Here is a 13,696-nt window from a genome sequence, read left to right as displayed (position 1 = left end):
CGGCTGTCAGGGAGAGACGGAGACCGGCTGACCGCTCGAGGCGGACAGATAGGCAGCATCGATCACGCGCATCGACGCGCGGGCGTCTGCCACGGTGTAGTCGGGTTCGGTCCGTGTGGGAAGTCGATCGAGCACGTGAGAGAGAAAGCTCGACACCGCGTTGTCCGAACCGAAGCCGCCGATGGGTAGTGCGGTCACGTCTCCCGAGGATGCGAAGTGGGTCACCGCGGGTTTGTCGTCGTCGGAACTCGCGTATCCGTGGGAGCCGAGGACCCGAAGCGTCGCGGTATTCGCGCCGAAACCCGGTGCTGCGGGGATTCTTCCGACGGTCACCGTCGCGGTGACGCCGTTTTCCAGGGCGAGCGAGATCAACGCCGTGTCTTCGACTCCGAACTGCTGGTGGGCCCCGCCGTAGAGTGTGCTCGTCTCGGCGTACACCTCGGTGACGTCCAGGCCGGTGAGGTATCTGAGGTAGTCGGCGGCGTAACCGGCGAAGTTCACTACTTCTCCCCCGCCGGAAAGCGCGGGATCCACCACCAGTTCGGGACGCTCGACGGACGTCGCGAAATGTGTTCCGCTTGCCAGGAACTCGATGTCCACGTGGCGCGGCAGTCCGAGGTTTCCGGCATCGATCCAGCGGCGCAGTCGCCGGAGCGCAGGTGAATGAGTGCGGTTCACCACCGTACAGATTCGCCCGTTCGACCGTGCCGCTTCCTCGACCGCCGCGGCCTCCGACTCGTCGATACCCACCGGCTTGTCCACCAGGACGTCGAGTCCCGCGTTCAGTGCGGCAATCGCAAGCCGTGCATGCCTGGTCGGCTCACTGCAGATGATCGCCAGGTCTATCCGTTCGGGGTCGAGCAGCTCGCCGAGTTCGTCGATCCACTCGATGTCTGCGGCCTTTGCCATCGCGATTCCGTCCTCACGAATCCAATCGGGGACCGAGGATTCGTCGGAGGCCCCGATCAAGCTCACTCGAGGATCGGAGCGCAACAGGTCCGCATAGGAGCCGGCATGCCTTACGCCGCTGACAAATCCGACGCGGATCGAACCGGTGCCGGTCATCGGTGTTCTCCGATCGAAATCGCGCGGCCGGTGTCGAGTGACTGTTGTGCAGCGATGGCAGTCGCGAGAGCTGCACGTACCTGCCAGTTCTCGACTATCGGGGTCGCGGAACCGTCGAGAGTGGCGATCCAGTGGCGCATCTGATGCGCCATCGCATCTTCGATCGACGACGGCGGCGCGTTTGTCGTATCCGTCATCAGGCCTGGGTCGTCGCCGGTGTCGTGCGCGAGCGTGCCGGATGTCCCCGACACCACGATCCGGCGCACCATCTTTCCCGATTGCGGCAGTGCGTAAGCCAATTCGATGAGCGCCAGCGATCCGTCCTCGAAGCGAACGGTCAGATGGAAGCTGTCGTGCACGGGCATCCCCGCCGCGAAGGTGGGGAAACTACGAGCGAACACACGGATCGGACGACGACCGATCAGCCACGTCACCAGATCGAGAGCGTGGGTTCCGTTGTGAACGGGGTGACCACCCGAGCGGTCCTTGTCGTGTTGCCAGCCTCGCCAGCCCCCTGGCCAGACGTGGCCGGTGTACCAACTGAGGTGGATCAGCCGGGGGTCGCCGATGGCGCCTTGTGCAACCGAGTTTCCGATCGAGGTGATCGACGGCTGGAATCGTACGGTCTGTCCGACCATCAGTGAGGTGCCGCCACCTTCGGTGGCCTCGACCATCGCGTCGAAGTCCGCGACTGTCAGCGCTGCGGGCTTCTCCACGTGCACATGCTTTCCCGCGCGGCCTGCGGCTATCGTCACGGGCGCGTGGTCCGGAGTGGCCCCGACGACGTTGACCGCGTGCACGCTCGGGTCTGCGAGAATCTTCGCCAGATCGGTACTGGCCTTCGCGCCCGGCGCCAATGCCGCGACCGATGCGGCACGGTCCAAGTCACTGCCGAATACGTAGACGACTTCGACCGACGGGATGCGCGCCAAAGCGCTGACGTGGTCCCGCGCGATTGCGCCGCTGCCGATGACGGCTACACGCACGGTCACTTCGCACTTCCCGACAGCGCCGCCGGTTCCCCGCCACCGAGTCGCACCTGCTCGGCGACGACGAGTGCGCGTTCACGTGCGTATGTCAACGGTGAGCCGGAGTCAGCCTTGCCGTCGAGAACTGCTGCCATCTCGTCGATTTCGTGGCGAATCGCAGCCTGCATCCACAGCGAGGATCCTCCGTTCCCCGAGTTGTACTTCTGCGTCCTGCTCGCAGAGTCGATCAACGATTGGTTCTCGGCGTCGACGTCGAAGATCGGCCACGACTCTTCGACCCGTCCCCCGCGCAGTCGGCTGACCCGGCCGGTGTGGAAGTCCGCGTGGACCGAGCCTTCGGCGGCATCGACCGTCAGCTCCCACGAAGAAGTGTGTGAACGCGTCGAGATGGTGTGCCTGCCGATCGCGCCGCCGGCGAACGACACCACTGTGTTGCGGAAGCCGTCGTCTGCGGTGGCGATGCTCGACACGGCAGTCACCTCGCCGCCGAGCCAGCACATCAGGTCCAGTTCGTGAATCTCGTGAGTCAGTTCTCCACCCGTTCGGCTCTTGTCGAGCTTCCACCACTGTGGATCTGCGCCGTCGGTGTCGATCCAGCGTGAGCGAGACGTTTCGATCGCAGCGACCTCGCCGAGCTCCCCCGACGCCAGCAGGTCCGCCAGACGTCGTACACCCGGCATCATCCGCATGATGTGCCCGACCATCAACGGCGAACCGCTCGCGTCGGCGCTCGCGATCATGTTCTGCGCATCGACCAGTTCGACGGCGAGTGGCTTCTCGACAAAAACTGCCTTGCCGTGTTCGAGTGCCGCGATGGCAGGTTCGGCGTGCGCGTGATTGGGCGTCGCGACGACAACGAGGGCCAACTCCGGGTGAGCGGCCACCGCGTCGTGATCGTCTGTCGGGGTTGCCGAGAACTCTGCGGCGACGTCCTTGGCCCGCTCGACGTCACGGTCGCACAGCATCGCCAGTTCGAAACGTGGATGGGCAGCCAGCTCGCGAGCGAGGGAACTACCGAAGAATCCGCAACCGACCACACCGACTTTGTATCGGGTCATGAAGTCTCCAAAGATTGGATGAGGGATGTCCTATGTTATACGGCCAGCGTCATCGGTCGTCAATTCGACGTCGGTAACACAGTCTTCATCTATGCAGGTGAGCGCACTATTTTTGGTTCGAAACCGACGAAACGTCGAAGTTCAGCGCCGCCAGTTCCGAAGATTCTCTAGACGCTTTCTGATCCACAATGTAAGTTACGCAACATCGGACGTCGAACATAGGACATCCCCTATCCACTCCCTTGATGTCCCGCTCCCCGCCTTGGAGGCCGCCTTGAAGAACGAACGACCGCTGAGCTCCGCGTTCACACGCCGAGACCTGTTCCGGTACACCGGGCTGCTGGGAGCTGCAGCAGGTATCACCGCGACTCTCGCGGCCTGTGGCGGCGGCCCGTCGTCGACCTCGGTTGTCGGCGGTTCCGCGAGCACCGGTGATCTGACCACCGCCATCGGATACGGCAACGACCAGAGCTTCGACCCGATGCAGACTGCATCCGGTTTCCTCATGGCAGCGGTCAACCACGTCTACGAGGGACTGCTCGAAAACGATCCAGGCACCGGTGAGACGTATGCGGCGCTCGCACAGGCCGTCCCGACCGACGCCAGCGCCTCGAGCTGGACCATGAAAATCCGCGAGGGAGCAACCTGGCACGACGGCACTCCGGTCACCTCGGACGACGTCGTCTTCACCTTCGATCGCGTCCTCGATCCACAGCAGAACGTACTGATCCGCTCCTTCTTCTCCTCCTGGTTGCAGTCCGTCACCAAGGTCGACGACCAAACGGTGACCCTGAACTTCAACTACCCGTTCAGCGCTGCCGCACAGCGTCTCTCGATCGCCAAGATCATGCCCAAGCACGTCTTCGACGGCCACTGGGACGAGGCCAAGTCCGGAGCGCTGGTCGTCGGTTCCGGTCCGTACAAGCTCAAGAGCCACACCCCCAAGAGCAACACAGCTTTCGAGGCCTTCGAGGCGTACAACGGGCCGCGCCCGGCCAACTTCGCGACCATGAACTGGCTCTCTATCGTCGACACCTCCTCACGCATCGCACGCGTCTCGGGCAACAATGCCGGTGCACAACTCGCCGACAACATCCCCGTCGCCAACGTCCCCACTCTGACCTCCGGTGGGCGCACCGTCGAGGGCAACCCGGGCATGAACCTCATGTACCTGCTCTTCGACACGACTCAGGCACCGTTCGACGACGTTCGTGTTCGCCAGGCGATGTTCTATGCGATCAACACCCCGAAGATGATCGAGATCGCCCTCGGCGGCAAGGCAGCACCGGCCACGAGCTACCTGTACGAGCGCAACCCCGACTACGCGCGAGCGTCCACCGTCTACTCGTACGATCCGGACAAGGCCCGCTCGCTCCTCACTGCCGCCGGTGTAAGTGGCCTCGACCTGACGCTGCTCTCCACCAACGTCAGCTGGTTGGCCGACTGCTTGCCGACCATCAAAGAGTCTTGGGACGCAGTCGGATTCAACACGACGCTCGAACCGCAGGACACCAGCGCCATGGTGAGCAAGCTCAACAGCGGCCAGAAGTTCCAGATCGCTGCGGGTACGTCCAACCCACAGGCGTTCGGCAGCGACGTCGACCTCCTCGTGCGCTACACGTACAGCAAGGGCGGCCTGTGGACGAAGACCTACGCCAAGTGGGACGACACCCCCGAGGCACAGAAGATCTACGCCACCATGGACGAGGCCACCCGCGAGACAGACCCGGCAAAGCGCAGCACCCTTGTGCAGTCGTACCTGAACCAGATCGCCGAAAACGCTGTCTACTATCCGGTTCTCCATCAGGAACTCCTGACTGCGTGGGATCCGAAGAAGATCGCCGACGTCACTCCGCTGCCGTACCCCGGCGTCAACCTGCTTCAGGCGAAGCCGGCCTGATACCCGCCCGCTCGGCCGTTTCCCACAACTGAGAGATTCCCCGATGGCAAGAGTCCTCCCCATGCTGATCAGGCGATTACTGATACTGATCCCCCTGATCCTCGGCATCATCGCGTTCGTCTTCATCGTGATGCAGTTCGCGCCCACCGATCCCGCAACGGCGGCGTTCAACGGCGGCAACCCGACTGCGGAACAGTTGCAGCAGTTCAAGGAAGAGAACGGACTGCTCGATCCGCTTCCGCTGCAATACGTTCACTTCGTGACCGATCTGGTCAGCGGCAATATGGGTGACAGTCTGATTTCCGGTACCCCGGTGTTGGATTCGATCTCCACCGCTCTGCCACTGACCATTCAGCTCACGGTTCTCGGACTGGTGATCGCCATCGTGCTCTCGCTGATCTTCGGTGTCACCAGCGCACTGTTCCGCGATCGTTGGCCGGATCAGGTCATCCGAGTGATCTCCCTCGGCGGTGTGGCAGCACCGTCATTCTGGTTGGCACTGCTGATGATTCAGTATCTGGCCGTCCAACTCGGATGGTTCCCCACCGGTGGCTACGTCAATCCGAGCGACTCCGTCACCGACTGGCTCTGGTACATGGCGCTCCCGGCGCTGTCCCTGTCACTGCCCGTCGCAGCACAACTCACGCGAATCATCCGCACGTCGATGGTCGAGGAGTTGGACAAGGACTACGTCCGTACCGCGATCGGCAGCGGCCTGCCCTATCACGTGGTGATCGGGCGAAATGTCTTGCGTAACGCACTGATCAACCCGCTCACCGTCCTGGGTCTACGGGTCGGATACCTCCTCGGTGGCGCTGTGGTCATCGAGCAGATCTTCGGTCTTCCCGGAATGGGTCAGCTCATGATCAACGGCGTCACCAACGGTGACCCCGCAGTAGTTCAGGGTGTTGTCATCGTCATCGCGGTCGGCTTCGTCGTCGTCAACCTCGCCGTCGACATCCTCTACCTGCTCGTCAATCCACGACTTCGGAGCGCAGCATGATGAGAAGAAAACTCACCGAAAAGCTTTCGCGACCCGGCATCACCTTCTCTCGCTTCCCCCTCTCGGCCTGGCTGTCGATGGCGGTTCTCGCGATCATCGTGCTCGCCTGCCTCTTCGCGCCGCTGATCACGCAGTACACCCCGCTCGAACAGGCGGTGGGTACCGCGGGCCCCAGCGCCGAGCACTGGTTCGGTCAGGACAGTCTCGGCCGAGATCTGTTCAGCCGCTTGCTCTACGGCGGACGTTGGTCGTTGACCATCGGTCTCGGGTCCACCTTCCTCGCATTGTGCGCCGGTGCTCTCATCGGGTCGGTCGCCGCAACGAGCCGAAAAGGCGTCGACGAGACCATCATGCGAGTGCTCGACGTGGTCATGGCGTTCCCGGGCATCGCGCTCGCTGCCGTACTCGTCGCAGCCTTCGGTGGTTCGATTCCGGTTCTGATCGTCACCATCGCGTTCCTCTACACACCGATGGTGGCCCGCGTCGTTCGCGCGAACGTTCTCGCTCAGTACGGTGAGGACTACGTCGCGGCCGAAAAGGTCATCGGCGCAAGAACTTCACACATCGTCGTCAAGCACGTCGTAGCCAACTGTGCTGCGCCGGTTCTCGTCTTCTGCACTGTCATGGTCGCGGACGCCATCGTGCTGGAGGCCAGCCTGTCGTTCATCGGAGCAGGTGTCCGTCCCCCGGATCCGTCGTGGGGATCGGTGATCGCCGACGGCAAGAACATGGTCCTTCTCGGTGGTTGGTGGGCAACGGTGTTCCCCGGTCTGCTGATTCTTCTGACGGTGCTCTCCCTCAACGTGCTCGCCGAGGGCCTGACGGACGCGATGGCCGATCCGAGTCTGAAGAAGACCAAGAAGACGCCCTCCGCACTCCAAGCAGCGCAGACAGCCGCAGCGGAGGAGACCTCCAACGAGCTCATTCTGGAGGACGAAGCCGCATCGGTCGCCAACACTCCGGAGTTGATCGACGACTTCGCCGACCCGAGCGTCGTGAAAGATGTTCTGAAGCCGGCCGCCGAACCGACCCCTCTCGAAACTCACCTGAAGATCCTGGCGGAAACCGAGCGGTCTCGGTCCGATCGTCTTGTGTACGAGGGCGATGCAGCGCCCCTCCTCGAGGTCCGCAATCTCACGATCCGGTTCCCCGAACGCTACGGAGACACGGCGATCGTCGACAACGTGAGCTTCACCGTCCGCCCGAACGAGACTATGGCACTGGTCGGCGAGTCCGGTTGCGGAAAGTCGCTCACTTCGCTGGCGATCATGGGTCTACTGCCCAAGACAGCAGTGGTGACCGGCGAGATCCTGTTCGACGGCGTCAACGTCCTCGAACTGAACAACCGGGAGCGAAACAAGCTGCGCGGACACGACATGGCGATGATCTACCAGGATGCGCTGAGTTCTCTGAACCCGGCGATGCTGATCCGCGCGCAGTTCAAGCAGCTCACGAAGCGCGGCGGTACCCGCACAGCCGAGGAACTGCTCGAACTCGTCGGACTCGATCCGGTGCGCACTCTCTCCAGCTACCCACACGAGCTTTCCGGTGGTCAGCGTCAGCGCGTTCTGATCGCCATGTCGCTCACCCGCAGTCCGCGGTTGATCGTCGCGGACGAGCCCACCACCGCTCTCGACGTCACCGTCCAGGCCCAGGTCGTGGACTTGCTCAACGATCTTCGGGAAAAGCTCGGCTTTGCCATGGTTTTCGTGAGCCACGATCTTGCACTCGTTGCTTCACTCGCTCACAAGATCACGGTGATGTACGCCGGTCAGGTCGTCGAGTCTGCGCCCACCAGCGATCTACTCGTCGATCCGCGTCACGAATACACCCAGGGCCTCCTCGGCGCCGTTCTCTCCATCGAGGACGAGGCTCCGCGGCTCCACCAGATCCAGGGAACCGTACCGTCGCCAGGCAGCTTCGCCGCCGGTGACCGTTTTGCCGAACGTTCCCTGCGTCCGGATTCCGATCCAAACCGAAAGCCCGAGATGGTTCGGATCGGCGAGACCGAGCATTTCTTCGCGAACCAGTCCGCGACTCCCGCACACGCAGAATCGGAATTGGAGAGCGTGCGATGACTACAGCTGAAGCACCCATCCTGGAACTGAAGAACATTCACGTCGTCCACAAGACCCGTTCGGGATCACTGTTCAAACCCGGCACGGTTCACGCGGTCAACGATGTCAGTATCGCCGTACGACGAGGGGCGACGATCGGCATCGTGGGCGAGTCGGGTTGCGGCAAGTCCACTCTGGCCAAAGTCATGGTCGGATTGCAGAAACCGACGTCGGGCGACGTGGTATTTCGCGGCCGAAGCGCTCTGACCCGGTCGGCGGGCGTGCGCAAGGAGTTCGGGCGGGCGATCTCGATCGTCTTCCAGGACCCGGCTACCGCGCTCAATCCGCGAATGACGGTGGCCGACATCCTCACCGATCCGCTCGACGTCCACGGCATCGGCAACCGCGCGAGCCGAACAGCCCGAGTTCGCGAGCTGGTCGGTTTGGTCGGACTCCCCCAATCTGCGCTCGAAGTCATCCCGAGCCAGATCTCCGGCGGTCAGCGTCAACGTGTCGCGATCGCGCGTGCGCTCGCGCTCGAGCCCGACGTCATCGTGGCCGACGAACCTACGTCGGCTCTCGATGTCTCGGTGCGAGCGCAGATCCTGAACCTGCTCAGCGACATCAAGGCTCGGTTGGGGCTCGGCATGGTGTTCATCTCGCACGACATCCAGACGGTGCGGTATGTCTCCGACACGATCGTCGTCATGAACGCCGGGCGGATCGTCGAGCAGGGGACAGCCCAGGAAGTATTCGACAACCCGTCGGATGCGTACACGGCCAAACTGCTGGGCGCGGCGCCCAGTCTCCTGCAACGCACCGTTGACGTGGGTTGACCAATGGAGCGGATGACCGGACATAGGATGAAGGACGTTCGTATCAGAAAAGGGGAATCGATGTCTGTCCGGAGTGGCACACAGGGCGCTCGTTTCAGCGCGCAAAACCGCATGCGCGCACTTCAGACGGACATCATGAACTTGATCCTCGAACGCAGACTCTCCCCAGGCGACCCGATGCCCACCGAGGCCGAACTGTCCGAAGAGTTGGGAATCGGCCGGAACACGCTCCGCGAGGCACTCAAGGTTCTGCAGGCCTTGGGCGTCGTCGAGATCCGTCACGGTTTCGGAATGTTCGTCGCCCCGAGCAACTTCGACGCTCTCGCCGACGGCCTGACCTTCCGTGGCCGGTTGTCGTTGCAGGGCACCGGGCACGAGGCGATGGAACTGGTCGACATTCGTCAGGCACTCGAGACCGGACTGATCGGTGCGGCGATGGCCGAGATGACGTCGGCCGACCACGCCGACCTCGACGAACTCGTCACCGGCATGGAGGTCCGTGCCGCCGCCGGGAAGAACTTCTCCGACATCGACGCGACCTTCCATTCCCGCCTGTACTCCCCGCTCGACAACCAGGTCCTCGCTCAGTTGATGGACGTCTTCTGGCAGGTGTACAGCGAGATCCAGCAGGCTATCGGGCATTCGGATACACCACTGATCGACATCGCGTCGAAGCATCGTGCGATTCTCGACGCGATCCGTACGGGTGATGCCGTCGAGGCGGCGCACACTCTCGATGTGCACTTCGGTGGCCTGCGCGAGCGGATCGCCGGCCTTCATGCTTCCGAAGCGCAGTAGTTTCGAAACGCGTGATTTTGCTCCGCTGTCTCACCATCGCGCCCGTTCTTCCGGCAAAATTACGGGTATGAAGAACCCGAACCTGACGCCTTCGCGCGTTCTCGCAGTTGTCCTCGCTGCCGCCCTGGTCATTTTCGTGATCGCACGTCGCCGCGACGACGGCGCCCTCAGCCGCGGAGAATGGTTGTCGGACAGCGTCGGACCGGACGACCTCGCCGGCTGAAACGACGTATGCCCTCGGCCGAAACTCGGCCGAGGGCATACGTACGTGTCATCTACTACTTCATCGAATCCAGTCGGGTTCGCGCGTCCTCGAACCCCGACACCAGCTCTGCCATGACCTCGGCGACCGGTCGGATCTCGTTCATCCGTCCCACGATCTGACCGACGGGCATTGCCACAACTTCCGGGTTCTCCGATGCAGCGATTCTCTGATGAGCGTCGCTGACCAGTAGGTTCTGCAGCGGCATCGGCAAGGGCGCCGGTGCTCCCGGGTTCGACCAGGCTTCCGTCCACTTGGTCTTGAGCAACCGAGCGGGCTTACCCGAGTAGATGCGCGAACGTACGGTGTCGGCCGACGTCGCGCCCAACAGTGCACGCTGAATAGCGGAAGGGCCTTCGCCCGACGCACTGCCGAGTTTGTATTCGGATGTGGTGAGCCAGTACGAGCCCATCCACACTCCGGACGCACCGAGTGCAAGTGCAGCAGCCACCTGACGGCCGCTGCCGATACCGCCGGCAGCCAGTACAGCAGCTGAATCGCCCAGTGCATCAACGATTTCCGGAACGAGAACCATCGAGGCAATTTCGCCGGTGTGACCGCCGGCCTCGTAGCCCTGCGCGATCACGATGTCGACACCGTTCTCGACGTGACGACGTGCGTGCTCGACGGCGCCGGCCAGTGCTGCTACCGGAACGCCTTTCTCGTGTGCCTGATCGATGACGTCCTTCGGCGGCGATCCTAGTGCATTCGCAATCAACGCGATCCGGTGTCCCAGAGCAACATCGACGTGAGACCGCGCTACCGAGTGAAGCCATCCCAGTACGCCGGTCGCATGCTCGACGTCGTCGGAAAGCGGCGGCACACCCAGTTCGTCGAGCGTGCGGTTGACGAAGGCGCGGTGCTCCTCCGGAATCAGCTTGTCGAGATCGACGGCGCCGCCCTCGGTCGGCACCTTTGCCGGCATGACGATGTCGACGCCGTACGGCTTACCGTCTGTGTTCTCGTCCATCCACGTCAGTGCGGCTTCGAGCTCTTCCGGATCGTTGAACCGGACACAACCGAGCACGCCCAGACCGCCCGCGCGGCTGATCGCGGCCGCGACGTGCTCGGAAGGAGTGAATCCGAAGATCGGGTATTCGATGCCGAACTTGTCGGCGAGATCCGAACGCATCAGGCTTCCACGCTTTCGTTTGCGGACGCCACAGGAGCGCCGTTTCCGTTGTGATCGTCAGCCTCGCGCGATTCCGTTTCGGCCTTCGCCCAGCGGTAGTCGGGCTTGCCGGCCGGATTGCGCTTGATCTGGTCGACGAACCACACACTGCGCGGAACCTTGTATCCGGCAATCTCTTTGCGCGCTGCGGTGGCGATGTCGTGCAACGTCGGCGACGTGCCTTCACGTACCTGAACCACTGCGGCAACCCGCTGACCGAAGCGCTCGTCGGGGATACCGACCACCAGCACGTCGAAGATGTCCGGGTGCGCCTTCAACGCGCCCTCGACCTCTTCCGGGTAAACCTTCTCGCCGCCGCTGTTGATGGACACCGAACCGCGGCCGAGCATCGTGACCGTGCCGTCGGCTTCGACCTGCGCATAGTCGCCGGGGATCGAGTAGCGAACGCCATTGATGGTGCGGAAGGTTTCGGCCGTCTTGACCTCGTCCTTGTAGTAGCCGAGCGGGATGTTGCCCTTGCGCGCGAGCATGCCGCGCTTGCCCGATCCGGGTTCGACGTCGTTGCCGTCGTCGTCGAGAACCGTTGTGGAGGCGTCGATCTTGACCGTCGGACCGCCAGTGTGCTTCTGACCCTTGCTCAGCACGGCCAGTCCGCCGAAGCCGGTCTCGGATGCTCCGATGGAGTCGGTCAACAGGCGGTTGGGCAACAGTTCGAGGAACTGCTCCTGGATGCTCGGCGAGAAGAGCGCAGCACTGCTGGCCATCACGTAGAGCGTCGAAAGATCGTACGGCTCACCCGTCTTCGGATTGCCGGCGATCAGTGCGTCGAGCATCGGACGGCCCATCGCGTCACCCGTGATGAAGATCAGGTTGACCTTGTGCTTGTCGATGTTCTGCCACACCTCGTGGGCGTCGAATTCCGGGTGCATCAAACAGGTTCCGCCGCCGAAGAGGCTGTGGAACACCGCAGACTGCGAACCACCGTGAATCATCGGGGGAATCGGGTAGCGGATCATGCTCGGGTTGGCTGCGCCGACCTTCGCCATCTCGTACTCGTCCTCGACCGGAACTCCGGTGACGAAGTTGATGCCGCCGCCGAGAACACGCCACCAGTCCTCGTGGCGCCACATGACGCCCTTGGGACTTCCGGTGGTGCCGCCGGTATAGAGCATGAAGATGTCGTCGTTGCTGCGCTCTTCGAAATCACGCTCACCCGAACTCTGCGCGAGTGCGTCCTCGTAGCCGATGCCGAAAGCACTGAAGTCCAGATCGGTGCCGTCCTCGACCACGATGACGGACTTGACCTTGGGAGTGTTCGGCAGGACGTTCGCGACCTTGTCCGAGTAGCGGCGCTCGTGAATGAGCGCAACCATGTCGGAGTTGTCGAAGATGTACTGCAACTCGTTCTCGACGTACCGGTAGTTGATGTTGACCATCACGGCCCGGATTTTGAAAACGGCGACCATGGCCTCGATCGCCTCGATGACGTTCCGGCAGTAGATGCCGACCTTGTCACCCGGTTGAACGCCATGTTCACGCAGGTAGTGACCGAGGCGGTTTGCTCGGTCCTCCAACTGCGCATAAGTCATCTCGCGGTTGTCCGAGACCAGCGCAACGCGGTCCGGAACGAGGTCGATTGCGTGCTCTACGAAGTCTGCGATGTTAAGGGCCACGAGTTCAAAGTAGAACGTGTTACCGTTTCTGGCAAGACCCAACTTGAGAGCCAGCTCACAGACCCGCCAGGAGCCATCAGTGTCCACTTCGACGACCGAAAAATCAGACATTTCGGAAACCGCGCCGCATTGCCTCGTGGAGAAGCGTGGCCACGTTCTCATCGTGACCATGAATCGCCCCGAGCGTAAGAACGCCATCACAGGCGAAATGATGGCGATCATGGTCGACGCCTGGGATCAGGTCGACAACGACCCCGAAATCCGCGTCGCGATCCTCACCGGAGCTGGCGGCGACTTCTGCGCCGGCGCCGACCTCAAGAACATGTCCGCCAAGCCTCCGGGAGATTCCTTCGCGGGCGGCGGCATCGACATGTCCAAGATCGAAGGTCTACTCAAGGGTCGCCGGTTGACCAAGCCGCTGATCGCTGCGGTCGAGGGTGCAGCCATCGCCGGCGGAACCGAAATCCTGCAGGGCACCGACATCCGCGTCGCGGGCGAGAGCGCCAAGTTCGGCGTCTCCGAAGCCAAGTGGGGGCTCTTCCCGCTCGGCGGTTCCGCGGTGCGTCTCGTTCGACAGATTCCGTACACGATCGCAGCCGACATCCTGCTCACCGGTCGTCACATCAAGGCTCCGGAGGCCAAGGAGATCGGGCTCATCGGCCACGTCGTCCCGGACGGTCAGGCCCTCGACAAGGCGCTGGAGCTCGCGGACCTGATCAGTGAAAACGGCCCCCTCGCCGTGCAGGCGATTCTCAAGACCATCCGCGACACCGAGGGCATGCACGAGGAAGAGGCCTTCCAGATCGACGCGCAGCTGGGCATGAAGGTGTTCATGAGCGCGGACGCCAAGGAGGGCCCGCGGGCTTTCGGTGAGAAGCGGGCGCCCCAGTTCAAGGGTGTCTGAGTCAGGGGTGTCCGACCCA

Annotated in this window: 12 protein-coding genes; 7 read left to right on the top strand and 5 right to left on the bottom strand. The window is 62.8% G+C overall.

Features of this window, described 5'->3' with window-relative positions; translation table 11 throughout:
• Nucleotides 1-6: 6 nt before the first annotated feature.
• From AC1DWA_RS02840 to AC1DWA_RS02830, 3 genes are read right to left on the bottom strand one after another with little or no spacing between them, the layout of a single operon-like run.
• A complete protein-coding gene (locus AC1DWA_RS02840) occupies nt 7-1,065 on the bottom strand; it encodes a Gfo/Idh/MocA family protein (RefSeq protein ID WP_019746990.1) in 1,059 nt (352 codons plus the stop codon).
• Nucleotides 1,062-2,057 carry a Gfo/Idh/MocA family protein gene (locus AC1DWA_RS02835; protein ID WP_019746989.1) on the bottom strand — a complete coding sequence of 332 codons (996 nt, stop codon included), beginning with the start codon at nt 2,055-2,057 and terminating at the stop codon, nt 1,062-1,064. Before AC1DWA_RS02835 ends, AC1DWA_RS02840 begins: the two co-directional genes overlap by 4 nt.
• Nucleotides 2,054-3,112, bottom strand: coding sequence for a Gfo/Idh/MocA family protein (locus AC1DWA_RS02830; protein ID WP_477846348.1), 1,059 nt, complete (start codon nt 3,110-3,112; stop codon nt 2,054-2,056). The genes AC1DWA_RS02835 and AC1DWA_RS02830 overlap by 4 nt, the downstream gene beginning before the upstream one ends.
• A 274-nt stretch (nt 3,113-3,386) precedes the next feature.
• Between AC1DWA_RS02830 and AC1DWA_RS02825 the strand changes: the two genes are divergently transcribed.
• The 6 genes from AC1DWA_RS02825 (at nt 3,387) to AC1DWA_RS02800 (ending at nt 9,929) form a co-directional block, all read left to right on the top strand.
• Nucleotides 3,387-5,012, top strand: a complete 1,626-nt coding sequence (locus tag AC1DWA_RS02825) for an ABC transporter substrate-binding protein (RefSeq protein ID WP_477846349.1) — start codon at nt 3,387-3,389, stop codon at nt 5,010-5,012.
• A 43-nt stretch (nt 5,013-5,055) separates the two neighbouring features.
• Entirely contained in the window at nt 5,056-6,015 is a 960-nt protein-coding gene (locus AC1DWA_RS02820) for an ABC transporter permease (RefSeq protein ID WP_020906304.1), read from the top strand.
• Nucleotides 6,015-8,093, top strand: coding sequence for a dipeptide/oligopeptide/nickel ABC transporter permease/ATP-binding protein (locus AC1DWA_RS02815; RefSeq protein WP_387405373.1), 2,079 nt, complete (start codon nt 6,015-6,017; stop codon nt 8,091-8,093). The genes AC1DWA_RS02820 and AC1DWA_RS02815 overlap by 1 nt, the downstream gene beginning before the upstream one ends.
• On the top strand, nt 8,090-8,908 hold the full coding sequence (locus AC1DWA_RS02810; RefSeq protein WP_020906302.1) for an ABC transporter ATP-binding protein: 819 nt from the start codon (nt 8,090-8,092) through the stop codon (nt 8,906-8,908). The genes AC1DWA_RS02815 and AC1DWA_RS02810 overlap by 4 nt, the downstream gene beginning before the upstream one ends.
• 60 nt (nt 8,909-8,968) lie before the next feature.
• A complete protein-coding gene (locus AC1DWA_RS02805; RefSeq protein ID WP_024487763.1) occupies nt 8,969-9,706 on the top strand; it encodes a FadR/GntR family transcriptional regulator in 738 nt (245 codons plus the stop codon).
• 67 nt (nt 9,707-9,773) lie between these two features.
• Nucleotides 9,774-9,929 carry a hypothetical protein gene (locus tag AC1DWA_RS02800; RefSeq protein WP_019746984.1) on the top strand — a complete coding sequence of 52 codons (156 nt, stop codon included), beginning with the start codon at nt 9,774-9,776 and terminating at the stop codon, nt 9,927-9,929.
• 55 nt (nt 9,930-9,984) lie between these two features.
• Here AC1DWA_RS02800 and AC1DWA_RS02795 read toward each other — a convergent pair whose 3' ends face one another.
• Nucleotides 9,985-11,100 (bottom strand): NAD(P)H-dependent flavin oxidoreductase, encoded by a 1,116-nt coding sequence (locus AC1DWA_RS02795; RefSeq protein ID WP_003945863.1) that lies wholly within the window; start codon nt 11,098-11,100, stop codon nt 9,985-9,987.
• Nucleotides 11,100-12,773 carry an acyl-CoA synthetase gene (locus tag AC1DWA_RS02790; protein WP_477846350.1) on the bottom strand — a complete coding sequence of 558 codons (1,674 nt, stop codon included), beginning with the start codon at nt 12,771-12,773 and terminating at the stop codon, nt 11,100-11,102. Before AC1DWA_RS02790 ends, AC1DWA_RS02795 begins: the two co-directional genes overlap by 1 nt.
• Before the next feature lie 79 nt (nt 12,774-12,852).
• On the opposite strand from AC1DWA_RS02790, the gene AC1DWA_RS02785 reads away from it, so the two are divergent.
• Nucleotides 12,853-13,677 carry a crotonase/enoyl-CoA hydratase family protein gene (locus tag AC1DWA_RS02785; protein ID WP_477846351.1) on the top strand — a complete coding sequence of 275 codons (825 nt, stop codon included), beginning with the start codon at nt 12,853-12,855 and terminating at the stop codon, nt 13,675-13,677.
• Nucleotides 13,678-13,696: the final 19 nt, after the last annotated feature.

The organism is Rhodococcus sp. P4_F3_2 (assembly GCF_056401335.1).
Note: the sequence above shows the minus strand (reverse complement) of the source record. Positions and strands in the feature narration are given on the sequence as shown.